The 26096-nt window shown below is 68.9% G+C and carries 17 protein-coding genes; 4 read left to right on the top strand and 13 right to left on the bottom strand.

The window, feature by feature from the left end; genetic code table 11:
- Positions 1 to 30 precede the first annotated feature (30 nt).
- From ACLJRL_RS18065 to ACLJRL_RS18110, 10 genes are all read right to left on the bottom strand, one after another.
- The gene (locus ACLJRL_RS18065; protein ID WP_410657349.1) at positions 31 to 1269 is read right to left on the bottom strand and encodes an MFS transporter; all 1239 of its coding nucleotides are present in this window, start codon (positions 1267 to 1269) and stop codon (positions 31 to 33) included.
- Complete coding sequence (locus ACLJRL_RS18070) at positions 1269 to 8420, bottom strand: amino acid adenylation domain-containing protein (RefSeq protein ID WP_410657350.1); 7152 nt, start codon at positions 8418 to 8420, stop codon at positions 1269 to 1271. Before ACLJRL_RS18070 ends, ACLJRL_RS18065 begins: the two co-directional genes overlap by 1 nt.
- On the bottom strand, positions 8417 to 14671 hold the full coding sequence (locus ACLJRL_RS18075; protein ID WP_410657351.1) for an amino acid adenylation domain-containing protein: 6255 nt from the start codon (positions 14669 to 14671) through the stop codon (positions 8417 to 8419). The genes ACLJRL_RS18070 and ACLJRL_RS18075 overlap by 4 nt, the downstream gene beginning before the upstream one ends.
- A complete protein-coding gene (locus tag ACLJRL_RS18080; protein ID WP_410657352.1) occupies positions 14668 to 14859 on the bottom strand; it encodes an MbtH family protein in 192 nt (63 codons plus the stop codon). Before ACLJRL_RS18080 ends, ACLJRL_RS18075 begins: the two co-directional genes overlap by 4 nt.
- Positions 14860 to 14896: 37 nt before the next feature.
- Entirely contained in the window at positions 14897 to 15778 is an 882-nt protein-coding gene (locus tag ACLJRL_RS18085; RefSeq protein ID WP_410657353.1) for a hypothetical protein, read from the bottom strand.
- Positions 15771 to 16226, bottom strand: a complete 456-nt coding sequence (locus ACLJRL_RS18090) for a VOC family protein (RefSeq protein ID WP_410657354.1) — start codon at positions 16224 to 16226, stop codon at positions 15771 to 15773. The genes ACLJRL_RS18085 and ACLJRL_RS18090 overlap by 8 nt, the downstream gene beginning before the upstream one ends.
- A 171-nt stretch (positions 16227 to 16397) precedes the next feature.
- A complete protein-coding gene (locus ACLJRL_RS18095) occupies positions 16398 to 17318 on the bottom strand; it encodes a ParB N-terminal domain-containing protein (protein WP_410657355.1) in 921 nt (306 codons plus the stop codon).
- Between the two features lie 194 nt (positions 17319 to 17512).
- Positions 17513 to 18448, bottom strand: a complete 936-nt coding sequence (locus ACLJRL_RS18100) for a sporulation-delaying protein SdpB family protein (RefSeq protein WP_410657356.1) — start codon at positions 18446 to 18448, stop codon at positions 17513 to 17515.
- A complete protein-coding gene (locus ACLJRL_RS18105; RefSeq protein WP_410657357.1) occupies positions 18436 to 19002 on the bottom strand; it encodes a hypothetical protein in 567 nt (188 codons plus the stop codon). Before ACLJRL_RS18105 ends, ACLJRL_RS18100 begins: the two co-directional genes overlap by 13 nt.
- 10 nt (positions 19003 to 19012) lie before the next feature.
- Positions 19013 to 19141 carry a hypothetical protein gene (locus ACLJRL_RS18110; RefSeq protein WP_410657358.1) on the bottom strand — a complete coding sequence of 43 codons (129 nt, stop codon included), beginning with the start codon at positions 19139 to 19141 and terminating at the stop codon, positions 19013 to 19015.
- 235 nt (positions 19142 to 19376) lie between these two features.
- Between ACLJRL_RS18110 and ACLJRL_RS18115 the strand changes: the two genes are divergently transcribed.
- Positions 19377 to 22394, top strand: coding sequence for a BTAD domain-containing putative transcriptional regulator (locus ACLJRL_RS18115; RefSeq protein ID WP_410657359.1), 3018 nt, complete (start codon positions 19377 to 19379; stop codon positions 22392 to 22394).
- A gap of 158 nt (positions 22395 to 22552) precedes the next feature.
- Here the strand turns inward: ACLJRL_RS18115 and ACLJRL_RS18120 are convergent, their stop codons facing one another.
- A complete protein-coding gene (locus tag ACLJRL_RS18120; RefSeq protein WP_410657360.1) occupies positions 22553 to 23137 on the bottom strand; it encodes a TIGR03086 family metal-binding protein in 585 nt (194 codons plus the stop codon).
- Positions 23138 to 23169: 32 nt separating this feature from the next.
- Here ACLJRL_RS18120 and ACLJRL_RS18125 point away from each other — a divergent pair, with 32 nt between their 5' ends.
- The 3 genes from ACLJRL_RS18125 to ACLJRL_RS18135 are packed head-to-tail and all read left to right on the top strand — an operon-like array spanning position 23170 to position 24474.
- A complete protein-coding gene (locus ACLJRL_RS18125; RefSeq protein ID WP_410657361.1) occupies positions 23170 to 23856 on the top strand; it encodes a TetR/AcrR family transcriptional regulator in 687 nt (228 codons plus the stop codon).
- Positions 23774 to 24259, top strand: coding sequence for an oxygenase MpaB family protein (locus ACLJRL_RS18130; RefSeq protein WP_410657362.1), 486 nt, complete (start codon positions 23774 to 23776; stop codon positions 24257 to 24259). Before ACLJRL_RS18125 ends, ACLJRL_RS18130 begins: the two co-directional genes overlap by 83 nt.
- The gene (locus tag ACLJRL_RS18135) at positions 24241 to 24474 is read left to right on the top strand and encodes a hypothetical protein (protein WP_410657363.1); all 234 of its coding nucleotides are present in this window, start codon (positions 24241 to 24243) and stop codon (positions 24472 to 24474) included. Before ACLJRL_RS18130 ends, ACLJRL_RS18135 begins: the two co-directional genes overlap by 19 nt.
- Before the next feature lie 468 nt (positions 24475 to 24942).
- Here ACLJRL_RS18135 and ACLJRL_RS18140 read toward each other — a convergent pair whose 3' ends face one another.
- Positions 24943 to 25575, bottom strand: coding sequence for a LysE family translocator (locus ACLJRL_RS18140; RefSeq protein ID WP_410657364.1), 633 nt, complete (start codon positions 25573 to 25575; stop codon positions 24943 to 24945).
- A 36-nt stretch (positions 25576 to 25611) separates the two neighbouring features.
- Positions 25612 to 26091: a hemerythrin domain-containing protein gene (locus ACLJRL_RS18145; RefSeq protein WP_410657365.1), complete on the bottom strand. Its 480-nt coding sequence runs from the start codon at positions 26089 to 26091 to the stop codon at positions 25612 to 25614.
- Between the last annotated feature and the right edge of the window lie 5 nt (positions 26092 to 26096).

Genomic DNA, 26096 nt, shown 5'->3' on the forward strand with positions numbered 1-26096 from the left:
ACGATCAGGGTTTCGAAAGGGAACCGCGAGCTAGGTCAGCGCGCGATCGGCGTCGATCGGCGTGTCGGCGTCGCGGACCGCTTTGTTCAGCGTGGCGAATATCGCGACGGTCAGCATGATGCCCGCGAAAACGAGGAGGGCGCCGACGGCACCGAGCGATTCGTAAAGGAAGGCCGCGGCGAGTCCGGCCAGCGGGACCGGCGCTCCGGCGATCAGGACGGCCGCGCTCTGCACCCGGCCCATCAGCTCGTCCGGGATCAGCACCAGCCAGCGCGCCATGATGACCGCGTTCCACACCGGCCAGACCGACAGCGTCAGGCCGAGCAGGAGGCCCATCGAGAGATAGTCGGTGGTCAGCGCGAGCGCCGCGATCATCGGCGCGCCGATCCAAGCGACGCCGGCGACGATGAGCCGCATCGAGCCGACCCGCCGCTGCACCAGTGGCGCCAGCAGAGAACCCACCACTCCCCCGGCACCGCCGAGCGCGAGCATGAAACCGATCTCGACCTCCGAAGTCCCCTTCCGCTGCGCGATCACCACGAGCAGCAGGAAAAGACCGTTGATGACGAAGTCGCTCGCGGAGACGAACAACGCCGTCCAGCGGAGGAACGGTTTGCTCCAGAACCACGTCACCCCCTCCTTGATCTCGCGCAGCAGATGTGGCGACCGGGTCCGCGGCGGGGCGGGCAACGGCGTGCGCAGGGCCAGCACGGTCAGCATCGAACCCAGGTAGGCGATCGCCTCCGCGACGAAGGGAAGGAAGTTCCTGATGCCGAACAGCAGACCGCCCAACGGCTGTCCGGCCAGCTCGGCGCCGTAGGCACGGCCCTGGTTCAGGGCGATGGCGGTGGAAAGCTGACTCTCGTCGACGACGATCCTGCGCAACGCCGCCGATTCGGCCAGCTGGAACGGAACCGCGAGCGTCGCGTCGATCGCGGCGAACGCCACGAGATGCATGAAGTGCAGCTCGCCCGCGAGCAACGCGACCGCGACGCTGCCGGCGGCCAACGCCCGGCCCAGGTCGCAGACGAGCATCACCATGCGCCGGTTCAGCCGGTCGACGAAGGCCCCGGCGGGAAGCTGCAGCAGGACGAAGGGCAGGTTTCCCGCGAGAGCGACGATCCCCGCTTTGACCGGTGACCCGGTGGCCACCAGCACGAGCAGGGGAAGCGCGACCGAGGACATCGTCGAGCCCAGCGCGGACAGCGCCTGGCCGATCCACAACAGCCGGAAGTCCCGGTTCCGGCTGAGCGGAACACCTTGCCCCATCACGGTTTGCTCCCCTGTACGTCGAGCAGTTCGGCGACCCGCCTGACGTGCGGCTCCTCCAGGATTCCGAGATGACTGCCCGGAACGGTGGTCCGGGAGTGCGCGGTGTTCACCAGCAACCGTTGCCACGAAGCGGAATACTCGGCCGGGTCGATGTCGCGGACCACCGTATGCGTGCCGGTGGCGATCTCCGCGCCGAAAACGAGGTCCACCGGCCACCGCGCGGCCCCGAAGCGATATCCGAAGATCGCCTTGAGCAGGCTGTTCCATCCCCGGACTCGCTCCGACCACTCGTCATCGGTCAGGACGTCTTCCGGCAATTCCTCGTCGAGCAGCTCTGCCAGCAGTGCGAACGCCTCGGCGCGCACGCGGTCCTCGCCTCCGCTCAGCGCGGCGAAAAGTTCTTCGCACCGCTGGAAATCCCGGAGCTGGTCGGTGGCATCGGAAACCGGGGCCACCGGATCGATCAGGGTGAGCGTCACGTCTCGGCCCGCCTCGGTGAGCAGTCTGGCCATCTCCCAGGCGATGGGGCTGCCACCGCACCAGCCCAGAAGCCGCACCCCCGCCGCGATCACTCGATCGTCCAGCTGCTCGAGGTAGTACCGAGCCAGCTGAGCGGACGTCACGCCATGGGGGAACCGCCGCGATCCCTCGAACCGGAATCCGCCCACCGGCTGGTTTTCGGGGAGCAACCCGGCCAGGGTCTCGTACCAGTGCACGTCACCTCCGCCGGGGTGCACGCACAACAACGGCGCCGCGTCACCCGTCTCGCGGAACCAGACCAGCGGCCCCTCCGACGACGGCGCGCTGTCCGCTCCCTCCGCGATCTTGGCGATCGTCCGCCACCGGAGCACGTCGGCTCCGGAGACGGCGTGCCCCAGGGTCGTCGCCAGCTGCGAAGCCAGCCGCACGGCCAGCAGGGAATGGCCGCCCAGCCGCAGGAAGTCGTCATGCACGCTGACCTGGTCGACCCGCAGGACCCGTCGCCACACGGCCGCGATCTCGGCTTCGAGCGCGTTCCTCGGCGGCACCAGAGCGCTTAGGCGGGTGTCCTCCACCCGCGTCCTTTCCAGCGTGGCCCGGTCGATCTTGCCGCTCTCAGTCGTGGGCAGTTCGTCGAGACGGACGATCCGGGAGGGCATCAGGTAGCCGGCGAGCCGGTCGCGAAGGAAGTCCTCGAGCTCCGTTTCGGCGACGGGGCTGCCTTCCGCCGTCGTCACGAAGGCGGAAAGATGCCTCAGTTCGCCCTCGCCCTGGACCACGGCGACCGCCTGGCGCACCTCCGGATGCGCCTGGAGTGCCGACTCGACCTCGCCGAGCTCGATCCGGTGCCCGTTGACCTTCACCTGGTGGTCGATCCGGCCGAGGAACACCAGTTCGCCGCCGGGACGGCGGATCACCCGGTCACCGGTCCGGTAGAGGCGCGCGCCGGGAACCTCGCCGAACGGATCCGGTACGAACCGGTCCGCGGTCTGGCCGGGCTTGCCGGCGTACCCACGGCCGAGGCCGGCACCACCGAGGCAGAGCTCCCCCGGTACTCCGACCGGCACCGGATCGAGCCGCAAGTCCAGGACGTAGGCCTCGGTGTTGGCGATCGGCCGTCCGATCGTCACCCCTCGTTCGAGCTCCGGGACGACCTCGGTACCGGTCGCCCAGATCGTGTACTCGCTGGGGCCGTAGAGGTTGAAGAACCGCACCCGGTCCGACCAGGTGTCGGCCAGCTGTCGCGGGCAGTTCTCCCCGGCCACGGCGATCACCGAGAGACCGGGCACCTTATCCGGGTCGAGCATGGCCAGCGCAGACGGGACGATGACGAGATGGCTGACTTTCAGCTCGGTCAGCTGGCCGGCGAGGGCGTCCCCGACCGCCGACACCTCCGGATCCGGCACACAGACCGTGCCGCCGTGCGCCAGCGCCTGGACGATCTCGAACACGGCCATGTCGAACACGACCGGCGCCAGCTGGGCGACCCGGGCACCCGGTCCGATGCCCAGGTCCGCGGCGTGCGGGCCGACGAGGTTGGTCAACCCGCGATGGGTCAGCATCACGCTCTTCGGCGTACCTGTCGAGCCCGAGGTGCTGATCAGATACGCCAGCGAATCGGGCAGGACGGGGACCGGTGCGCCGAGGCCGGGCAGGCCGTCGAACGACGCGGGGTCGAGCACCGGGACTTCGGCGGTGGTGGTGTCCACACCGAGCACCGCGACCGCTCCGGCCTCACGGAGGACCGTCTCCCTGCGCGCCTGGGGCTGCGCGAGATCCAGGATCAGGAACGCGGCGCCCGCGCGCAGCACGCCGAGGAGGGCCGCCACGAGTCGCCTGCCGCGCGGCAGACCGATGCCGACCACGTCGTCCGGGCCGATGCCCCGCGCCGCGAGCCCGGCCGCCACTTGATCCGAGCTGTGGCACAGCTGCGCATAGGTGAGGTCACCGTCGGCATCGCAGACCGCGGGCTCGTCGGCGCGTTCGATCGCCCATCGATCCACGAGGTCGACGAAGGCCGTGTCGGCCCGCTCCACCGGTCCGTCGGACACGGCGAGCGCGCGCAGCCGGTCTGCCGGATCGATCAGGCACCGCCGGGGATCGCCGAGGGGTGTGGTGGCCATCGCGGTCAGCACCTGGTTGAGCAACCGGCCCAGCAGTTCGCCGTACTCCGGCGCCACTCGCTCCGGCCGGGCCGTGATCGCCACGCAGTCGTATTCGGTCGACACCGCGACGGCGAACTCGTTGGGACTGACGTCCTGCAGTTCGCCGACGTCGACCAGTTCCTCGTCGAGTACATGGAAGTCCAGGAAGTTGAAGGCCGTCTCGACGAGCGGCGCGTCGCCTCCCCAGTCCCGTCGCATCTTGGGCATCGGATAGCGGCGATGCGGATGGATGGCGATCTCCTCGGCGAAGACGTCCTTGACGTACCCCGTCCAGGTATCCGGGACGGCGGGGGCGGCGAACGGCACGATGTTGAGGAACATGCCCCGGACATCGTCACCACGCAGCCGTTCCGGCCTGCCGTTGGTCACCAGGCCGGCGAAGAACCGATCCTGCCCCGTCGCGATTCCGAGCACCCGCAGGTACGCGGCGAGCACGACGGTCTTGTACGGCACCGCCGCGGTCCGCGCGAGAGCCCGCAGGCCCTCCTCTATCCCCTTCAACGGCACCCGCACCTCGTAGTGCGGCGCGCCGGCGGGGCCGGACCACAGCTCGGGCAGCGTGAGCCGCTCCCACTTCCCGGTCACCCGCTCGGCCCAGAACGCCCGATCCGCCGCGGAGCCGATCGAAGCCTGCTCCAGTGCGATGGCGTCGGCGAACCGCACCGTGTCCGGCCCGGACTCCTCGATCTCGTGGCCGTCGCGGCACTTCTCGTAGGTCCGCAACAGCTCCACGACGAAGGAGTTGTGGCTCCAGCCGTCGAGAATCGGGTGGAACTCGACCAGGCACATCTGCCAGCGGTCGGGCGCCGAAACCACGACGTGCAGGCGCCACAACGGAGCCGCCTCGAGGTCGAACAGCTCGGCACGCTCGGCCGCGATGACCTCCCACAGACGGGAGGACTGTTCCGCCTCGGTGAGGTCGCGCAGATCGGTACACCGGATCGCGACCGCCGGTTCCCCGTACACGAGCTGAAGTGGCACGGTGAAGTTCTCGACGTCGAACGAAGTCCGCAACACGTCGTGGCGTGCCGTCACGATCCGGGCCGCACGCCGCAACGCGTCGAGGGAGAACGTCCCCTTTTCCCGGACCGGGTAGCTGGTCACGTTGTGGTAGCGGTGGACGTCGTCGTCGCGCAGGAACTCGTAGAGCATGCCCGCCTGGGCCTCCGCCAGCGGATACGCGTCGACGACACCGTCCGGCAGGCGGCCGCGGTCCTCGTCGGTGATCAGCGCGAACGGCTGCGTCAGCTCTTCCGCTTCGACGAATCCGCCTGCCAGCCCGGCGATCTCTTCGACGGTCTGGCGCCGGAACAGGTCGGCGACGGTGACCTCGAAACCCTGTGCGCGCAGCATGCCCACCGCCCGCACGGCCCGGATCGAGTCGCCGCCCAGGGTGAAGAAGTTGTCCCCCGCCCCCACCCGGGGCGTTTCGAGGACAGCCGCGAAGATCGCAGCGGCGGCGGTCTCCGCCGCCGAACGCGGTGCCACGTAAGCGATCGTGGACTCCACCCGCGGTTCGGGCAACGCCGCCCGGTCGAGTTTCCCGTTGACCGTCAACGGGATACGGGGAATGACGACGACCGCCGCGGGCATCATGTACCGCGGCAGCCGGGCCGCGGCGTGCCGGAGCACGTCCGCGGGCTCGAACTCCCCCGAGGCGACCACGTAGCCGAAGACGCGTCCGTCGCCAGGACCCGACCACACCACGTCGACGACCGCCGCGGCCACGGCCGGGTGGCTCGACAGTGCCGCCTCGATCTCGCCGAGCTCGATCCGGTGACCGCGGATCTTGATCTGTTGGTCCGCCCTGCCAAGGTAGTCCACCTCGCCGGCGGCGGTCAGCCTGCCGAGATCGCCCGACCGGTAGAGCCGCGCTCCCGGCTCGGCGGCGAACGGGTCCGGCACGAACCGGTCCGCTGTCAACGCCGCGCGACCGTGGTAGCCGCGCGCCACCCCGGCTCCCCCGACGTAGATCTCGCCGGGGACGCCGATCGGCGCGGGGTGCCCGGCATCGTCGAGGACGTGCAGCCGCACGTCGGCCAGCGGGCGGCCGATCGGGCTGCGGCCCACGCCGGTTCCCCCCTGGCACTCCGCGGCCTCGATCACCCGGAAAGTGGTGTGCACCGTGGTTTCGGTGATGCCGTACATGTTGATCATCACCGGCGCGGCCGCGCCACTCCGCCGCAACCACGGGCCGAGCAGGCCGGGATCGAGCGCCTCCCCGCCGAAGATCACCGCCCTCACCACCAGCCCGGCGTAGTCACCCCGTTCCTCGAGTGCCCGGGTGAGTCCGGCGAAGGCGGACGGCGTCTGACTGAGCACCGTCACGTCTTCATCGACCAGCAGCCGGAGAAAGTCCTCCGGTGAACGGGAAACCTCGAACGGCACTTGCACGAGCCGGCTGCCGTGCGCCAGCGCTCCCCAGATCTCCCAGACCGAGAAGTCGAAGGCGTAGGAGTGGAAGGCCGTCCAGACGTCGCCGGGGCCGGTCGCCAAATCGAGGTCGACAGCGCCGAACAGCCGCATGACGTTGCGATGGGTGACCATGACGCCTTTGGGCAGACCGGTCGACCCCGAGGTGTACATGACATACGCGAGGTCGTCCGGATCCACCGCGACGGCGGGGTCGTCCTTGGCGTACGCGTCGAGTACGTCCTGCGCCGTGGCGTCGAGGACGAGCGTCCGTGCGTCGATCCCTTGCCCCGACCGAGGTTCGGTGATGACGAGCCGGACGGCCGCGTCGCCGATCATGAAGTTGACACGATCGTCCGGCTGGTCCGGGTCGAGCGGGAGATACGCCGCACCGGCCTTCAGCACCGCCAGGAGCGCGACGATCAAGCGAGGGTCGCCGGGCAGCCGGACGCCGACGAGGTCACCTTTGCCGACACCGAGAGCGCGCAGGTGCCGGGCGAGCTGATTGGCCTGCTCGTCGAGCTCCCGATAGGACAGCCGGCTCGTCCCGCAGGACACCGCCGTACGCTCGCCCGCCTCGGCGGCTCGCCGCGCGACCTGTTCGTGGATGCCGTGGACGACCGGGATCGACGTCGTCTCGACGGGTTCCCGCCGATCCTGCTCGGTGCTGAAACCCAGCCGGGAGACGGGAATCTCGGGCCGCGCGGCGACGGCGGCGACCAGTGCCTCGAAATGCCTGGCCATCCGCTGGACCGTGGCCTGGTCGAACAGGGCGGTCGGATAGACGATGTCGCCGGTCCAGTCACCTTCCCCGGTCACGGTGATCGCGAACGAGAGGTCGAACTTCGCCGCGATCCAGTCGACGTCCACCGCCGCCCCGGTGAGACCGGTCATCGCCAGGTCTTCGTCGTCGTCGCCCTCCGCCACGGTCAAGCTCATCTGGAACAGGGGGTTGCGCGAGAGATCCCGGTTCGACCGCAATTCGGTGACCAGCCAGTCGAACGGCACGTCCTGGTTGGCATACGCCTCGACCGACGTGGTCCGTACGTCGTCGAGCAAGTCCCGGAAGGACGGATCGGCCGACAGGTCGGCTCGCATGACCAACATGTTCCCGAAGTAGCCGATGGTGTCCGCCAGATCGGCCCGTGGCCGCGACGCGGACGGCACACCCACGGCGATGTCCCGCTGCCCGGAGTACCGCGCGAGGAACGCGTGCACCGCGGCGAGCAGGGTGACGAACGCCGTGGCACCGACGTCCCGGCCGGTCGCCCGCAGCGCGTCCACCACGGCCGAGGGAAGAACGAACCCCTCCGAGCCGCCGGCGGACCGCCATTCGACCGGATGGGGCCGGTCGGTGAACAAGGCGAGCGTGTGCAGGCCAGAAAGCCTGGTACGCCAGTACTCCAGCTGTCCCTGGCCGACAGTCCCCCGGCTCCGGTCTCGCTGCCACCGGGCGTAGTCGCAGTACTGCGTGCGGACTTCGGGCAGCGACGGCGGCCGGGACTGCACCTTCGCCGAGTACAGCTCGGAGATTTCGCGCAGCAGCAGTCCGCTGGACCAGCCGTCGAAGGCGATGTGATGCACACAGACGAGCAGCACGGTCCAAGCGGGTCCCAATTCGATCAGATCAGCCCTGATCGGATGTTCGCGGCGAAGGTCCATCGGCGTCCGGGTCAGCTCGGCGATCACGGACTGGAGCTGCGTCTCGTCACAAGCCGTACGGCGGAGTGTCACCGGGGCGGGTTCGTCGATCACTTGGACCGGCGCGCGTCCGTCGAGGACATAACGCGAACGCAGGACTTCGTGGCGCGCGACGACAGCGGTGAACGCGTCGGCCAGCGCGCTCTCGTCGAGTGCACCGTCGAGCCGGAACGCCATCGGCACCAGGTATTCGTCCTGGCCGGGCCGCAGCTGGTCCAGCAGCCACAGCCGTTGCTGGGCGAAGGACAGCGCCAGCGGCTCGGTACGGTCGAGCCGGGGAATCCCTCCCGCGGCGGACAGTGCGGAAGCCCGGCCCGCCAGCTGCCGGTCCAGCAAGGCCTTGCGCAGTTCGGCGAGCGTGCGCCCAGCGGGCTCTGCGTCGATCGTCATCGCTGGTCGGCCTCCCAGTTCTCGGTTGCTAGTGCCAGGACTTCGGCGTCTGTCAAACCGGCGAAGGCCGCTTCCACTTCGCCGCGAATCGTGGCGGCGAGGGCCTCGACCGTCGTCGCCGTGAAGAACCGGTGCAGGGGCAGTTCGACCCCGAAGGCCTGCTGCGTCCGCATGGACACCCGCGTGGCCGACAGGGAATGGCCGCCGAGCCGGAAGAAGTCGTCCGCCGGTCCGATGCCGGTCATGCCGAGGACTTCGCCCCAGATCCGAGCGACCTCCCGTTCGGTGGCGTCCATCGGGCGGACGTCCACCCGGCTGTCGAGGAAGACCGGCCGCGGCAACCGCGCGTGAGCCACCTTTCCGTTGGGCGTCAAAGGGATCTCGTCAATCACGGTCAACGCCGCGGGAATCAGGTGCGCCGGGAGTCGCTTGTGGACATACGCCCGCACCGCGGCGGCTTCGATTCCGGTGTCGACGACGACATAGCCGAGCAGCCCCTGATCCCCGGCGGGGAGGGGGCCCGGGATCACGACCGCGGCCCGCACCCCCGGGCAGGCGGACAGGACGCTCTCGACCTCGGCCGGTTCGATCCGGAAGCCGCGGATCTTCACCTGGCGGTCCGCGCGGCCGAAGAACTCGACGACACCGTCCGGCCTCATGCGGACGAGATCGCCGGTGCGGTAAAGGCGTGCCCCCGGTGCTCCGGACGGGTCCGGGACGAAGCGGTCCGCGGTCAGGTCGGGCCGGTTCACGTAGCCGCGGGAGACCCTGCCGCCACCGACGTACAACTCGCCGACCGCTCCGGGAACGACGGGACGGCCCGACGAGCCGAGTACCGACAGCCGGCTGCCGGGCAGTGCCTGCCCCAAGGGGAGGGCACCCCGTCCGGCTCGCTCGGCCTCCTGCTCGTCGATGAGCTGGAAGGTGCAGGCGATGGTCGCCTCGGTCGGCCCGTAGGTGCAGCCGAACCCCGCCGTCACGCCGAGTGCGTGCCAGGCGGACGCGTCTTCCCCGGTCACCACGTCGCCGCCGACGCTCATCAACCGCAACCGGTCGAGCCGGGGATCACGGGGTCGCGCGGCTCGGCACAGTTCCCGGAAGTAGACCGGGGTGACGTCCACGACGGTGACACCGTGGTCGTGGAGTTCCTGCAGCAGCCGGTCCGGCGTCACCGCCCGCGCGTCGAGCACGACCACCGCGGCGCCGCTGACCAGCGGGGCCAGCATCTGGTCCATCGAGGCGTCGAAGCTCAGTGAGGCGAGCAGGGCCAGCCTCTCCCCCGGTCCGAGCCGGTACGCCCGCGCCATCACCTGGCAGTGATGCGAAAGTGCGGCGTGATCGACCAGCACCCCCTTGGGACGGCCGGTCGAGCCGGACGTGAAGATCATGTACGCGAGATCCGCCCGTGGTGCCCGCAAAGGTCGCGACGATCGCCCGTCGATCGCGGTGGCGTCCTGGACGAGATCGATCACCGGGACGCCGCATTCGAAGGCCCCGTTCGTCACCACCGCCACCGGCGCTGTCTCCGCGATCAGCGAGTCGATCCGGTGCCGGGGTTCCGCGTTGTCGATCGGAAGGTAGACGGCGCCGCATTTGAGGACGGCCAGCAGAGTCACGACGGTCCACACCGTCCGTCCCGCCCGGACCGCCACCACCGCGTCGGCGCCCACACCGCCGGCGATCAGATGCCGCGCGAGCCGGTTGCTTCGCTCGTCCAATTCCCGGTACGTCACCGTCCCCGCCTGGTCCGCGACCGCGATCGCGTCGGGCAGATTCCGCGCCTGCTCCGCGAAGATCTCCACCACGGTCCGTGGATCGTCGTGGTGATCGGCCGCCCGCTCGGCCCGTTCGGCGTCCGAGCGAAGGTCGATCTCCGCGAGGTCGGCGTCCGGCCGCTCGGCCACCGCGGCGAGCAACCGGGCGAACCGCTCGGACAGCCTGGTGATCGTGGCGGGATCGAACAGCGCCGTGGCGTATTCGAACTCGCCCGTCCAGCTGCCGTCCGGGTTCGGGCGCAGGGAAAGGCTCAGATCGACCATGGCGGACCGTGCGGTCAGCTCGACGTCCTGGACGGACAACCCGTCCAGTGGCAATCCGGGCCCGGCCTCATCGAGAACCTGGAACATCACGTCGAAAACCGGCGTTCTGGCCGGATCGCGATTCAAGCCCAGCGTGGCGACCACGTCGTCGAAGGGAACGTGCCGATGCTCGTACGCCTCGATCAGCAGCGCCCGCACCGAGGCGAGGTGGGCGAGGAAACTCCCGCCCACCTTGGGCACCCTCACCGCCATCGTGTTGACGAAACAGCCGATCGGCGTGTCGGATCCGTCGTGATCACGTCCGCTGACCGGGGTACCGATCACGAGGTCGTCCTGCCCGGACACCCGGCTCAGCAGCACCGAGTACAGCGCGAACCAGGTCGCGAACACGGTCGCCCCATCGCGCTGACCCAGCTGGACGATCTCACCCGGTACCCGGAACGAGCACACCGCGCCTGAAGGGTCACGGACCTCAGGACGCGGCCGGTCGGCGGGCAGGTGCAGCGGGGTGGTCCCGGACAGCGCCGTACTCCAGGAATCCAGTCCTCGCGCCAAGTCCTGGGTGTGTTCCCAAGCCGCGTAGTCGGCGTACTGCCAAGCCGGTCGCGGGAGTTCCACCCCGCGGTAGAGCTCGGCCAGTTCGTCGCCGATGATCTGCCACGACCGGCCGTCGCACGCGATGTGATGGGTCAGGATCAGCAGAACATGGTGCTCAGGCCCCAAACGCACCAGCCCCAGCCGGAACTGGTGATCCCGTGCCAGATCGAATCCGTCCCTCGTCAGGTCGGCGAAGATCTGCTGGACCGAACGCTCGCCCGCTTCGACGACCTCCAGCACGACGGTCCCGGGTTCGTCGACGACCTGCACCAAGTCCTCGCCGGCGACGTACCGCGTCCGGAGGATCTCGTGCCGCTCCACCACCCCGTCGGCCGCGCGCCGCAGAGCGGCGACATCCAACGGGCCCTTGAGGGTGTACGTCATCGGGACGAGGTACTCCTGGCGTGACGTGTCGAGGCGGTCCAGCAGCCACAGCCGTCGCTGGGCGGCGGACAGGACCAGCGGGGCACCACGGTCGGCGCCGCCGATCGAGACGCCGGCCGCCGCGCCGGCGCTGTCGATCTCGACGGCCAGCGCGGCGGGGGTCGGTGCGGTGAACACGGCGCTGACGGGCAGGTCGGCGCCCGCGGTGTCGCGGAGCCGCGCCACCAGCCGGGTCGCGGCGAGCGAGTGGCCGCCGAGCCGGAAGAAGTCGTCGTGCACGCCGATTCCCTCGATGCCCAGCACCGCCGAGAACGCCTCGGCCACTGTCGACTCCGAGGCCGAACGCGGTGCGACGGCTTCCGCTCCGGATTCGGGCCGGGTCCGTGGCGGCGCGGGAAGCGCGGTGTGCCGCAACTTCCCGCTCGGAGTCAGGGGAAGCTCGGCCAGCGTGACGATCGTGGTGGGTACCAGGTACGCGGGCAGCCGGTCTCTGAGCCACTCCCGGATTCCGTGCTCGGAATCGGCCGCGACGTAGGCGACCAGTTCCGCATCGCGCGCCACGACGGCGGCGGCGCGGACCACCGGATGAGCGAGCAGCGCGGCCTCGATCTCCGCGGGTTCGACCCGGTGCCCGCGCACCTTGAGCTGCCGGTCCACCCTGCCGCGGAACTCGAGAACCCCGTCGGCGCGACGGCGGACGACGTCGCCCGTGCGGTACATCCGGGCCCCGGCCCGGTCGGAGAACGGATCCGGCAGGAAGTGCTCGGCCGTCGCCACCGGCCTTTCGTGGTAGCCGGTCGCGATACGACGACCGCTGAGATACAGCTCGCCCGGCACGCCGACGGGAACCGCCTGCAGGTCGCCGTCCAGGACGTAGGCCCGCGTCCCCGCGACGGCCCGTCCGATGGGCACGACGTTGTCGGAGGCGAAGTCGTCCGGTGTGTCCAGCAGCGCGCAGGTGACCGTCGCTTCGGTGGGCCCGTAGCAACAGGTGAGCCGCGCGGTGAAACCGCCGTCGCGCCAGCGCCGGATGTCGCTGCCTCGCACGACGTCCCCGCCCAGATTCAGCAGTTCGACCGAGGCCAATCTCGGGTCGCCCACGGCCGCCCGGCCCACCAGCTCCCGGTAATACAGCGGAGTCACGTTGACATGGGTGACTTGATGCCGCTGGATGCCGTCGAGCACTCGGTCGGCGCTCAGGCTCCGAGGGTCCAAGGGGACCACCCGGGCGCCGCTGACCAGCGCGGTGAGGATCTGCTCCAACGACACGTCGAAGCCGAGGGCCGCGATCAACGCCACCCTCGACCGTTCGGTGATCCGGTATTCGGCCGCGATGACCTGCAGGTGCTCGCTGAGGGCACCGTGGGAAATCCTTACTCCCTTGGGCTTTCCGGTCGAGCCTGACGTGTAGGCGAGGTAAGCGGTGTCCGACTGGTCGATCCGCGCCGTCGCCAGGTACCCGCGGTCCGCGGGTGGCCGGTCCGCCTCGACGTCGAGCACCGGCACCCCGACGTCGCCGAGCGCGCCGCTCGCGACGACCGACCGCGCACCGGCATCCGCGACGAGTTCGCGCGACCGTTCGGCCGGCTGCGCGGGATCGAGCCACAGCACCGTGGCCCCCGCGGCCATCACGCCGAGCAGTGCCGGCCCAAGGCGAAGGCCTCTCTCCACGCATACGCCCACCACGGATCCGCGGGCGATCCCCGCCTGGGTCAGGGCGTGCGCGAGGCTGTCGGCCTCGTCGGCAACTGCTTGGTAGGTAAGGCCTTCCTCGATCGCGGTGGCGTCCGGACGCCACTCCACCTGCCGGGCCACCAGCGCCACCGCCGAGACGTCCTCGACCCGAGCGGGCCGGTAGCCCATCTCCTCGCGCTGTTGCCGCGCGGAGGAAAGTGGAAGGTCGAAGACGCGACGGTCCGGCTCGGCGACCGCGCTTTCGGCGAGACGCAGGAAAAGCCGGGCGATCCGCTCGATCGTCGACCTGTCGAACAGCGCCGTCGCGTACTCGAGATGCCCCGAGAGCCCGCCGTTCTCGTCGTCCCACAGTGCGAGCGTCAGGTCCACTTTGGCGGCCGACGGCGGGATGGGGATTTCCTCGAAGCGCAGACCGGAGGCCTCGAACGAGCCGCTGGATCCTTCTTCGAGTACGAACATGGTCTGGAACAACGGATTGCGCGACAGGTCGCGATCCGGTCCGAGACGTTCGACCAGCAGATCGAAGGGGACGTCCTGGTGGTCCATGGCGGCCAAGGACGTGGCGGCCGTTTCTCCCAGCAGATCCCGGAACGTGGTCTCCCGGCGCACGTTTCCCCGGATCACCACGGTGTTGGCGAACAGGCCGACCATGCCGTGGGTCTCTTCGTCCGTACGGCAGGACATCGGCGTGCCGACACAGATATCGGCCTGGCCGCTGATCCTGGCGAGCAGACCGGTGAACGTGGCCAGCATCGTCATGAACCGGCTCGCTCCGGTCGCGCGGCCGAGCGCGGTCAGCTTCGCCGTCAGTTCGGCGGACATCTCGATCGACACGCTGCCACCCTCGGGACGCCACACCGGCGGCCGGGCGCGATCCAGCGGCAGGTCCACTGTGTCCACGCCGTCGAGTTGCCGCTCCCAATAGGCGATCGCCCCGGTCGCCTGTTCGCGTGCCGCGTGATCGGCGTAGTCGAACACGAGCGGGCTCAGTCCCGGCGAGACTCCGGCCACCGCGGCCTCGTAGAGAGCGGTGAAATCCTCACTGAGGACGTAACCGGACCATTCGTCGAACGCGATGTGATGCACGGTGAGCGCCAGGAGGTGCTCGTCCGCCGCCAGCCGGATGAGCGTCCACCGGACCGGATGTTCGTTCGCCAGGTCGAAAGGCGTCCGGTGCTCACGTTCGAGCAACTCGCGTGCGAGGGATTCGTCGCCCGTGGAGTCCACGACGGTGAGGACCGGAGTTACGTCACCGGGGGTGGTGATCACCCGCCTCGGTGCTCCGGCCTCGGCCCGATACATGGACCGCAGGACCTCGTGCCGACGGTGCAGGCCGGTGATCGTGGCGCGCAGCGCCGGGAGATCGAGCAGACCGCTGACACGGAACAAGTACGGCAGCGAATAGCCCGTGGACCCCGGGTGCAGCTGATCGAGAAACCACAGCCGCCGCTCGGCGTACGAAAGCGTCGAGCGGTCCTCGGCCCGTCGCCACCGAGTGGCGGGTGGGCTGTCCACCGCCGGCGTGCCGATCGTCATCGTGCGGCCTGTCGGACGCTCAGCGGCCGCATGTCCGTCCAAATCTCGCTCACCCGCGCGAGGCACGCCTCACGGGTCCCGGTCGTGCCCTCGGCCGTCCAGCCGAGCGGCAGGGCACGCTCTGCGGGCCACAAGGAGTACTGCTCCTCGTGGTTGCGGACAACCTGAAAGGTCAGATCTTCGGACATCGTCTCGGTTCCCTTTCCTGCAGGATTACGGCAAAGCTCAGTGCGGAAGGCGTTCGCGGTCGGTCAGCGCGGACGCCACGACCCGCCGGAGGGCGTCGAACAGCCGGTCCTCGTCGGATCCGGCCGGATCCAGCCGGTTGGTCACGAGGTCCATGCGGACGGCACGCAACCGGCGGAACAGCTGCGCGATGACCGTGTCCCGGTCGACCGGCGCGCGAAGCGTCACGAACAGGTTGTCGAACAGCGCGGTGGTCCGCGCCGAGGGCCGCACGGCGGTGTCCGGGGCCCGTTCCTGCAACAACGACTTGCCACCGGACACGAGCCGGTCCGCGAGCGCCTCGTGCGCGGCCAGGTTGGTCGCGATCGCCGCAGCCAGCCGCGCACCACCCGGCCCGGTCATCCACGGCTGATCGTGCCCACGCAACAACCGCCGCAGCGGAGCGAAATCCGCCGCCCACAGACCACTGAAACCACGGTGCTGCAGGTAAAGCCGGGGCCGGATCAAGGTCTGGTAGACCTCCACCGGGCACGACCCGCTGTAGCGCAGCATCGCGGAATAGCCGTGGGTGTACGACTCCAGGCTGGTGAGCGTCGCTTCGTCGGCCGCCCGCCCGGCGGCGATCGCCTTCACGTGCGCACCCATCAGATGCCACAGCAGGAACGTGACCTGGTGGCCGGTGATCCACCGGAACCAGTACAACGCGTCCGAAGAGGACGGTTTCGCACCGTCACGCGCGGGCTCGGCGCCGATGCACGCCCGTTCCACCTCGTACACGGCGAGCAGGTCGGCCGGCTGCGCGGTCGCGACGGCTCCGTATCCGCACGGCGGGATGACCAGGGGCTCCAACCCGTACGGGAAATCACCGTAGTCCCACTGCTCGGTGGCCGGAGCCAGGACACTCGTCCTCGCTTCACCCATCGGTTTCTCCTGGCACGTAAGTGAATTCGAACTCCAGCCCGTTCACGTCGAACAGGTAGAGGCTCTGAATACCGTCGGCGTCGGTCGCGATCTCGGAGGGCGGGTCCGGCAACGTGAACCTGTAGCGGCCGGACTTGTACAACTTCAGCCATCGCAACCGGATCCGTGACAGCTCCTCCGCGTCGTCGACGACCAAGCACACGTGCTGGAACTGGAAGTCGTCGGACGGCGGGGTCTTGCCGGTGTGCGTGGCGCGGTCGAACAGGTGGAACCGGACGTCGCCAGCGGTGACCTCGGTCAGCCGCCGGATACCCGGTAGCCGCCTCAGCGTGAGTCTCGAGAACTGGTCCAACTGCCAGATCTGCTCGGCTTCGAAGAAATCGAGGTACCAGTCAAGGCAATTCTCGAAATGGTCTGTTTGTACGCCGACATGGTGAACACTCAGCACTGCCAGCACCTTTCGTCGTTCCGCGCCGTGTGACGATTTACCGGCCGGATCGGCCGACGCCTTCATCGGCTGTTCCGAATACCGATGCACCGTGATCCGCCCGGCAAACAATGGCGGTCACACCGTTCCGGAGGCAAGAAGCGTGAATGACATGGTGTTCAACCGGCGGATTCACCCGGTTGAACAGTCGTTCTTCCGCACCGCCGTGGCCAGCTCCGACCAGGTTTCGGCGCATCTGCGCGCGATCGCCTCGATCACTTCGACACAATGCGGCGGGACCGCCGCGGCCAGTAACGTGCATTCGTCGCTTTCGATGACGTGACCGTCGAGCCAGCGCAGCAGCGCGCGACCGGATTCGGTCAGCCGCAGCGATGGGTCGTTCTTCAAACCGCGCACGGTCGCCTGCACGTCGACGACCTCCACGGGCCTTCCCGGCCGCGAGGAGTCCCGGCGCAGCCGCGCGGGAACCGGATCTTCCCCACGCCGCAAGCGGTCTCGCACATCGCGTGCGGTGGCCACGGAAATTCCCGCGGCCTTCGCGATCTGCCGCAACGACGCGTCCGGGCGCGCCGCGATCTCCTTGCCCGCCAGCACTCGCCCGAGACTTCCGTCGACCGGGCGGCTCCGGCCGTCTTTGCCGAGGCGGGAGGTGGGCTGGGGCGTGTCCGGGCCACCGCGTTTGCGCAGGGCGCCGATCGTCGTCCAGGCAAGGCCCGTACTGGCCGCGATGGCCCGGTCCGACCACTGCGGACGGCTGGCCAGCACGCGCACCGCCGCGGCCTCACGATCCGCGAGCGACAACGGCAGCCCGTGCCGCATGTTGATCTCCACCGCCATCAGGAACGCGGCTTCGTCGTCACCGTCGAAATATCGGACCGCGATCGTTCTTTCGCCGCGCAATCTGGCAGCGCGTAACCGATGCATACCGTCGACGACCCGATTCGTCCGGCGGTTGACGATGATCGGCGGGAGTTCGGTGTCGACCTCCGCGAGGAGGCGGACATATTCGAGATTTTCACCGGCCAGCCTGGGTGATTCGGCGGCCAACGGCACCTCGACCGGCACCTGATCGATTTCGGGTGAAACGGACACGAGCTCCCCCACAACCTTGGCAACGACCCTTTCCCGGAAATGCCGGGATTCAGCTCGGCCAACGCTAGAACCGTCTTCTCTCGGGAGGCTCTCGACTCGAATCCCGAAGGCGAGAGCCGGACCGCCATACGAAGAGGCGGTCCGAGAGGCGAAGAGCCGGAAGGGATATCGGCCCGGATTTTGCGAGACAAGCCCTAGACGTCGGTGCGGGCCACCGGCGACGCTGTCCGTGAGGTGAAGTCCACCGGCCTCTCGCGCCGTGCCGTCGTGGCGCAGGCGATGGCCCACAGACCCACCATGGTCATGGCGAACGTGGTGAACCCCATCAGAAGCGCGATCGCGCCGTGCATGCCGATCGCCAGCGCCCATCCTGCCCTGCGGGCACGTCCGGGGCAGAGCAGGAGCACGGCCAGGGCCAGCTCGGTCGCCAGCGCGCCCCAGGTCACGACCGACACGCCGATCGGCTGCTGCAGGATGGCCCCGACCGGCGGTTGAATCGCCATGGTCGAGCCGTAATGCGGGTGCACCAGCCAGTAGTAGCCCGCTGTCCCGTCCCTCCAGGCCGGCACCGCGAGCTTGCTGAGCGAGGCCTGCGCGTAGATCGAGACGCCGAGGATGCGGACGAAGAGGTACGCCGCGTAGGCACGGCCCCGCCAAGCGGCGGACAGGGGACGGCCGGGGCGCTGCCAGTGCCACCGCCGGTCATCGCCCAGGCAGATCGGGATGAGCAGCAGCGTGAGGATGCGGATCACCTGTTCCCCCGCGTCGGGCAGGGCCACGGCCACGCTGAGGCTGTAGGTCACATACCAGTGCGGGACGCAGGTCCACCGGGGTCGGTAGCCGAGCGCCACGGTCGCGAACACGGCGAGGGCGATCATCCGGCAGACCTGAAGGTCCACCCCGGCGGACTCGGCCAAGCACCACAAGGAGATCCGGCCGATCCCGGTACAGACCGGGCCATCGGTGACGCCCTCCGTACGCGGGAACAACGCCCCGTCCGGACTGAACGCCAGCAGGCACCCGCTCGCCAATGCCAGCAGGGACCGGCCCACCGCCAGCGGCCGCCCGCGCGGCTCGAACCGGTCCGCCGCGCCGGTGAGGGCCGCCCACCATCGCCTCACCGGCCGCATGTCACGTCCAGCAGCGAGACGGCGCTGATCCGGCGGGTCCGGGCCGCGGCGGGCTCGGCGTCCCGCCAGAGAAGCGGAACTTCTTGGGATAAAACGACCTTCCCGCATATCGTCGCGTCGCGGGTGGGGTTCACGACCGGGAAAGAAGGAGCCGACGCCAGGGCCGGACGGCACTCCTCGATCGCGTTCGCCGCGCAGGCGTACCACCGGTCAGCGGGAACTCTCTGTTTCAGCGCCGCGGTCTCCATCCACTGGGTGTAGGCGATGCGGCTGAGACCCCGGCGATTGCCGGGGCTGGTCGCGTACAGGGTGACCGGGGTCAGGTGCCCCCCGTCGTAGACGACGGTGTCCTCTCCGATCGGTGCCCGCGTGAAAACTCTCCAGTCCTGGTGCCAGACCAGGCTCGCGGTCTCGGCTTGGTGTGCCCACCAAGCCGAGGTGGACCGCGGAGCCCCGGCCTGGACCGACCAGGTGGCCGCGAACACGACGGCCAGAGCGATCAGCGATGAAACGAAACTCCTGGTGCTCTTCCTCGGGGAAGACGGTTCGGTCATCGCGAAGGAGCTAGCAGGACGGGTGGCAGATCGGGGCCTGGCGGTTGATCATCATCGCGTCGGAGCCGGCCGAGGTGGGCGAGGGCCCCTCGGTGACGCCGGACAGCCCCAGCAGCACCCCCAGGGCGGTGACAGCCACAGCCAGACCCGTTACGACGGCTTTCCGCATGCGCACTCCTCTTTCGGTCGATTCGCGGTATGTCACGGACGAGACACCCCGCCTACCTGGGAGATCTTCCCAGCGGGCCCCATGATGGCAACGGCCGCTATTCGTTCGCTATCGAACCGGCCGACCGGCTCTTAGCGGCGCCTCGACCGCCTCGTTCTTTGGTCTACCCTGTGTGGGGTTCGCGACGCGGAGGGGGCTGTTGCGCATGGACTTTCACATCCTCGGACCGCTCGAGGCGAGGACTGACGAAGGGGTCGTGCGCCTCGGCGGTCGCCGCCAGCAGCGGCTGCTGGCGATGCTGCTGATCCATGTGAACAAGGTGATCACCCTCGACCGCCTCGTGGAAGGACTGTGGGACGAAGCGGCCCCGCCGACGGCCCACGCACAGGTGCACAACGCGGTCTGGGCCCTGCGTCGCACGATCACCAAGGCGGGCGGGGACGGGGATTCGATCGTTACCGAGCCCGCCGGTTATCGGCTGGTGCTGCCGGATGACCGGCTCGATCTGAACAGGTTCTGGGCAGAGGTCCAGACCGGGGAAAAGGCCGAGGCCGACGGCCACCCGGCGGAAGCCATGGAGGCGCTGTCGGCCGCCACCGCACTTTGGCGCGGGCCCGCGCTCGCCGGGCTACGGACCGGTCGTGCCATCGACGCCGCGGCCACCGGGCTGGACGAGCAGTATCTGCTCGCGGTGGAACGGCTGAGCGAGCTCCGGCTGAGGCTCGGACAAGCCGACGAGCTCGTGATCCAGCTGACCAGCCTGGTGAGCGAACATCCGTTTCGAGAGCCGCTCCGGGCGTTGCTCATGCTGACCCTCGCCGCGCTGGGCAGGCAGACCGAAGCCTTGACCATGTACGAAGAGGGCCGTCGGCTTCTTGCCGACGAGCTGGGCCTTGACCCGGGTAAGCGACTTCGTGAGGCGCACGCCCAGATCCTGCGCGGCGTCCCGCTCGAACCGTCACCGGTGACACCCGGCAGGCCGCGCCGCCTGCCCGCCGGCGCGAGCGACTTCGTCGGCCGCTCGGCCGACATCGACCAGGTGCTCACCGAGGTCCGCCGCGGACTCAGCGGACCGCTGATCATCACCGCGATCGACGGTATGGGCGGTGTCGGCAAGACCGCGCTCGCCATCCGTCTGGCGGAGCTCTTGGACCACGACTACCCGGACGGGATGTACTTCATCGACCTGCACGGCTTCTCCGTCAAGGAGCGGCCGCGGACGCCGGAAGCGGCGCTGGACGTCCTGCTCCGGCAAGCGGGTACTCCGGTGGAACTGGTACCGCCCGGGCTCACCGAACGCGCCGAGCGGTGGCGGTCGATGGCGGTGGGCAGACGGATCATCGTCGTCCTCGACAACGCCGTCGACGCGGCACAGGTACGGCCGCTGCTGCCGGGCACGTCCGAGGCGCTGGTGCTGGTGACCAGCCGCCGCCGGCTGACGACGCTGGACAGCGGACGTCCGGTCTCGCTGGACGTGCTGTCCTCCGCCGAAGCGGTCGCGCTGTTCCGGCGGATCGCGGATCGGCCCACCGGCGACCCGTCCGCGATCGAGGACGTGATCGAGCTCTGCGGCCGGCTGCCACTGGCGATCCGGATCGCCGGGTCCCGCCTGCGGCACAGACCTGCCTGGACCGTCGCGGATCTGGCCGAACGACTGCGGGAAACCCGCCGCCGGATGCATACCCTGACGGTGGACGACGTCAGCGTTTACACGACACTGTGGCTGTCTTACGAAACGCTCTCGGAGCGCCAGCGTGAGACCTTCCGCCTGCTAGGTATCCATCCGGGCCAGAACTTCGACCGGTATGCCATCGCCGCGCTCACCGGCCTTTCGGTGGATGAAGCCGAGCAGCAGCTGGAAAGCCTCTGTGACTGCAACCTTCTCCTGCAACCCGTCGCGGGGCGATACCAGCTGCACGACCTGGTTCGCGACTGCGCCAAGCAGCTCGTGGAAACCGAGGAAGCCGAGCCCGGTCGCGATGAAGCGACGGGACGGCTCTTCGACTACTACCTGTACCTGGCCCACCTGCACTGCAGCCCGATGGCCCGCAAGCTCTCGCTCTTCGAGCCGGAGATCCCTTCCGGCCCGGTGGCGGTACCGCCTGCCCGGAACGAGGTCGAGGCGATCGGCCTGCTGGAGATCGAGTACCAGAACCTGATCGCGGTGGCCTCCCTCGCCCAGGCGTCGGGCTGGTCCCTGCACTCCTGGCAACTGCCCTGCGTCCTGCGCCCGTTCCTGGAGCGGATGAACTTCCGCGTCGCCTGGTTGGACCTGTTCGAGGGCGCGTTCGTCGCGGCGCGGCAGCTGGGCGATCCGCGTGGCGAGTCCACCGCGCTGGCCAACATCGCCGTTATCCGGCGTGAGCTCGGCCAGCTCACCGAGGCGATCGAGCTGCTGAGACGTGCCCTGCTCATCAGTCAGGCGGCCGGCGACCAGTCGGGCGAGGCGTACCAAACCGCGGACCTGGGCATCACCTACGTGCGGATCGCCCGGTACCGCGAGGCGCGGGAATGCTTCCGGATCGCCCATAACCTGTCGGAGACGCTGGGCAGCACACGTGACGTCGGTGTGCTCATCAACAATCTCGGGTTCGTGGCGGCGGATCTCGGCGAGTTCCCCGAGGCGCTGGAACAGTTCCTGCGAGCACTGTCCATCAACCGGAAAACCGGTTTCCGGCAGGGCGAGGCGCTGTCGCTGGCCAATATCGGCCGGCTGCACGGGCACTTCCAGCGGTATCCGCAAGCCCGATCTCATCTGACGGAGGCGCTGTCACTGAGCCGCGAGATCGGCTACCGGTTCGGCGAGGGGTGGGCGCTGGCGTGGCTGGCCGCCCTGCATCGCCGGGAAGGCGACCTTGCGTCGGCGATCGAGCTGGGCCGGCTGGCCCTCGAAGTCGGCGCGGCAGCGGGGATCGCCGACGTCGAGTGCGACGCGCTCAACTGCCTCGGCGAGACGTACCTGGCGTTGGGTGACCTCGAGACGGCCGCAGACCTGCACCGTCGCGCCGGGAGTTTGGCCACGAGCCGCGACCTCATCCTGGAGATGGCCCGCGCCGTCGAAGGCCAGGCCCACGTAGCACTGCGAAACGATGAGCAGGCCGAAGCTCGCCAGCTCTGGAACAGAGCGTTGACGCTCTACCCGGAGCCTCTGGCCGATCAGGCGCACGCTCAAGCGCATCTGGCCGACGACGACGCCAGATGTGGGCGGTGCGCGGTCGGCTGACCGCGCCGGGACAGGCCGCCAGTTGCACGACGCCTCACGGCAAGCCGTCGTCGGATGCCGCCAAGGAAAGAGCCGGCCGCACGAAGCGGCCGGCTCTTTCCTTGGCGCCTGAGGAGGTCCGCGGAGTCGAGTCTCGCGATCGCGGCAGGTGCTGGAGGTTATGGTTGGCGGCCCAGATAGGCAGCCAACCGGGTATAGACGTCGGCGTCGTTGGAGACCGGTACGACCGGTCCGAAGGGGCCCTGCCCGCTGCGCGCCTCGGGCGGCGCGAAATTCGGGAACGCTTCGAGTGCCAGCACCGCAAGGTCCGGATCGAGTGCGGCGACCCTCCCGGTGGCGTGCGCGAGGTCCCAGGAATGCGCCGTGAACTCATGGGTATAGGCCTCCAAGGCGACCCGGCCCGGCAACGTGGCCCACGGCAGTGTGACCTCGCGGTCAAGCATCGTATCGCCGGCCCACACCCGCTCGACCTCGCCACGGGCCCGGGCGAATGCGCCGACCCAGCCATCATCGGCGATGCCGGCGACCACATCCGGGAAGTCGCGTGCGCTGCCTCCGGTGCCGACATCGGTGAGCTTGTGCAGAACCGCGACCATATGTCCGATCAGTGCGCGAACATCGTAGTCGGCACAGGGAGTGCGGTTGGTCAGCTCGCCGGGGCGTACCGCTGCGACCTGCTGCCCTGTTTGATCTAGGGCCCGAGCGAAGACCACACGCGGGTCGTGGGCCGGCTGCACTGTCATGCCGGGGACGATACGAGGCCACACCGACAGAAATGACGCAACCGTCCTCCTCCAGCGCGTTGAGTACACGCGTCAGCGACTGCGGCCGCAGTCCTTCGATCGCCGCCGACGCGGAGACCGAGCACTACCGGCCATGGCTCGTCGACGACTCGAGCGTTCCCGAAGACCCGACGTCGACGCGGATCATCGATGCGGCAATGGCCGAGATCGCGTCCGGCGGCGTGCAACGGTTGACCGTGGAACAACTCGCCCGCCGGGCCGGGATCAACCGGACCACGGTGTACCGGCGATTCGGTGACCTCGATGGCGTCCTTACCGCGATGACAATGCGGGAAGGCGGCCGGATGGCGGCGACGATCCTGGGGGCGGTCGACGGGATCAGTGAACCGGCCGAACAACTCGTCGAGGGCTTCGTCGCCGCGTTCCGGGTCGCGCGTGAACATCCGGTGATCGCCCGCACCGCGACCCACGAGCCCGGCAGGCTCATCGAGGCCGGTCTCGCCGATGGCGCCGCGCTGCTCGAACTCGGCAGATCACCCCGTTCCCGCCGACTACGGCTTCTTCGGGCCGGACTCGGTCGCATGGAAGGTTTTCAGCTATCCGACCACGTTCACGGTCGGGTTCCAGCGCACCGTGGTGAGCGAAATGTTCGAACCGTTCCTGCTCGCCTCGGTGAACGACACCCAAGGCGTGATGACCCGCCCGGCGCTGCGCTATGACCGCACCTTGCAGTACATGGCGATGATCGTCTTCGGTGATAGCGAGTCGGTGCTGAAGGCCGCCGACATCCTGGTCAAGATCCACAGCAGGATCGTCGGCACGGAACCGATCAGCGGACTTCCGTACAACACCAACGACCCCGAAGCCCAACTCTGGATCCACCTGACCGCCTGGCACTCCGCCGACCAGGCCGAGGAAGATCAATACTGGGCGGACTGCGCGCGGGCCGCGGAGTTCCAGACGATCGACATCGCGCAAGTCCCCCGTTCCCGCGAGGAAATGCGCGCCTACTACGAGCGCATGCGCCCGATCCTGGCCGTCACCGAAACCACGCAACAGCATGTCGATCGGCTCCTCGACGGCGTCGCCGTGCTGCTGCCGGAGTGCGCCAATCACGGCTGACCGACTTCGCCGTCACCGCGACCATGCGAACGGCCCTCCGGCTCACCGGGACCACCCCGCTCGAACCGAAAGTGTGGGACCCGGCAGAAGCCCGGCGCCACCACGGCATCCCCCGCCCGGCCGAACGAGCCGCCGAACTCGCGGCCGTCGGCACGAAACGACAAGCCCACGCCCCACACGACAACGCCCGACAACTCCTCGCGTTCCAGCAGTGAACCGCGCCGCCTCGATCAGGGAACATCTGGCCCCGCGCAAAGCCCACTCGTCCTCCTGTTCATCAGGGGGCCGGGCTACTCCAGCGGGAGGTTGAGGTCGCAGCGGCGAGTCGGCTCGCTACGCCTGGCCGAGCGAAAGATCGACTACTGGCGGCAGGAGACCGGGAGTCTCGAGATCGAGAATGCGGACAGATACCTTGTTGCCGATGATGTTGATGAAAAGGGTCGTGTCCTCGCTGGCTTCGGGGTCGGCCCTGCCGCCGCGGCAGCGACAAGGGCCTTTCCAAGAATGCGCATGACGTGAACTGTGCGGCCAACCGGCAAGGTTCTCGATGCCCCGAAGGACTGAAGACGATCTTTACCCGTCGCGAGAAGCACGAGCGGAACAGCCGAGCTTGATCCCCCGACGTGTTGAGCGGAGCCACCTGCGACACCAGTCGACTGCCACGGCGCGCCCGACGGAGAAATTCAGCTGCTGACCACCAAGGCGCCGCCCAGGCCGACGAGCGCGGTGCCAGTGACGCGGTCGAGCACCTTGCGCGGTCCGCGTCGGCTCATCAGTCCTGACAACCGGGCGGTGAGCAGCACGAACAGACCCCACCAGAGGGCCCCTAGCGCGATGTCCAGCCCTCCCAGCAGCAGTACCTGGGGCGCGACGGCGGCGTCCCGGTCGATGAACTGCGGCAGCACGCTGACGAAGAACAAGGCGGCCTTCGGGTTGAGCACGTTGGACAGGAAGGCCTGACGAAACACCCGCGGAGGACGCTCGGCCGGTGGCAGGGCCCCGGCTGTCGTCTCATCCTCGGGCTCGTTCTTCCAGGACTTCCGGAGAGCTTGCGCCCCCAAGTAGATCAAGTACGCGGCCCCGACCAGTTTGAGCACGGTAAAGGCGACGGAGCTGTGCAGCAGCGCTGTCGAGACGCCGAGTGCCGCGGCCGTCATGTGCACGGCGAGCCCGCACTGCACGCCGATCGCCGCGATGAAGCCGGCGGACCTCCGGCGCGCCGAGTACCGCAGGATCACGACCCAGTCCGGGCCGGGGACGACGTAGGCGACCATGACCACGCCGATGAACACCGCCAACGTCGCCGTACTCAGCATCCACCCTCGCCAAGTCCGCGCCCACAGGCGCGAGTCCTAAGCGGTCGCGCTCTGCAACTTCAGCGGATCCCGAGGCGCCGACGGCTTCGACTCGAGCATCCGCTGCCCGATTTCCTGCAACCGCTTGCGCCCCATCGCTTCACGCACGTCCGGGAACCAGTCCTCTTCCTCCTCGTCCACGTGGTGACGAACGTTCTCGATGAGCACGGTGACCTTCGCGTCGAACCGCTCGTCGTCGGGATCCATTCCTTTCAGCTCGCTCAGCATCCACACCACGACGTGGTGTTCCTCGACGCTTTCGAGCACGTGATCCTTCGTATCAGGCGCCGCCTCCCGGGCAGCGGGGTAGAAGATCTCCTCTTCGAGGTAGGCGTGCACCGTGAGTCCTTCGATGATCGAGTCGACGATCTTCCGCTTAGTGACGTACGCGTTCGAACCCGTCTTCTCGAACTTCTTGAACAGGTCCTCGACGGTCTTGTGGTCGTTCTTCAGCAGCACGATGGCATCGGTCGACATAGCGG

This window comes from Amycolatopsis sp. lyj-112, from assembly GCF_046549055.1.
In the GTDB taxonomy this organism is placed as follows: domain Bacteria; phylum Actinomycetota; class Actinomycetes; order Mycobacteriales; family Pseudonocardiaceae; genus Amycolatopsis.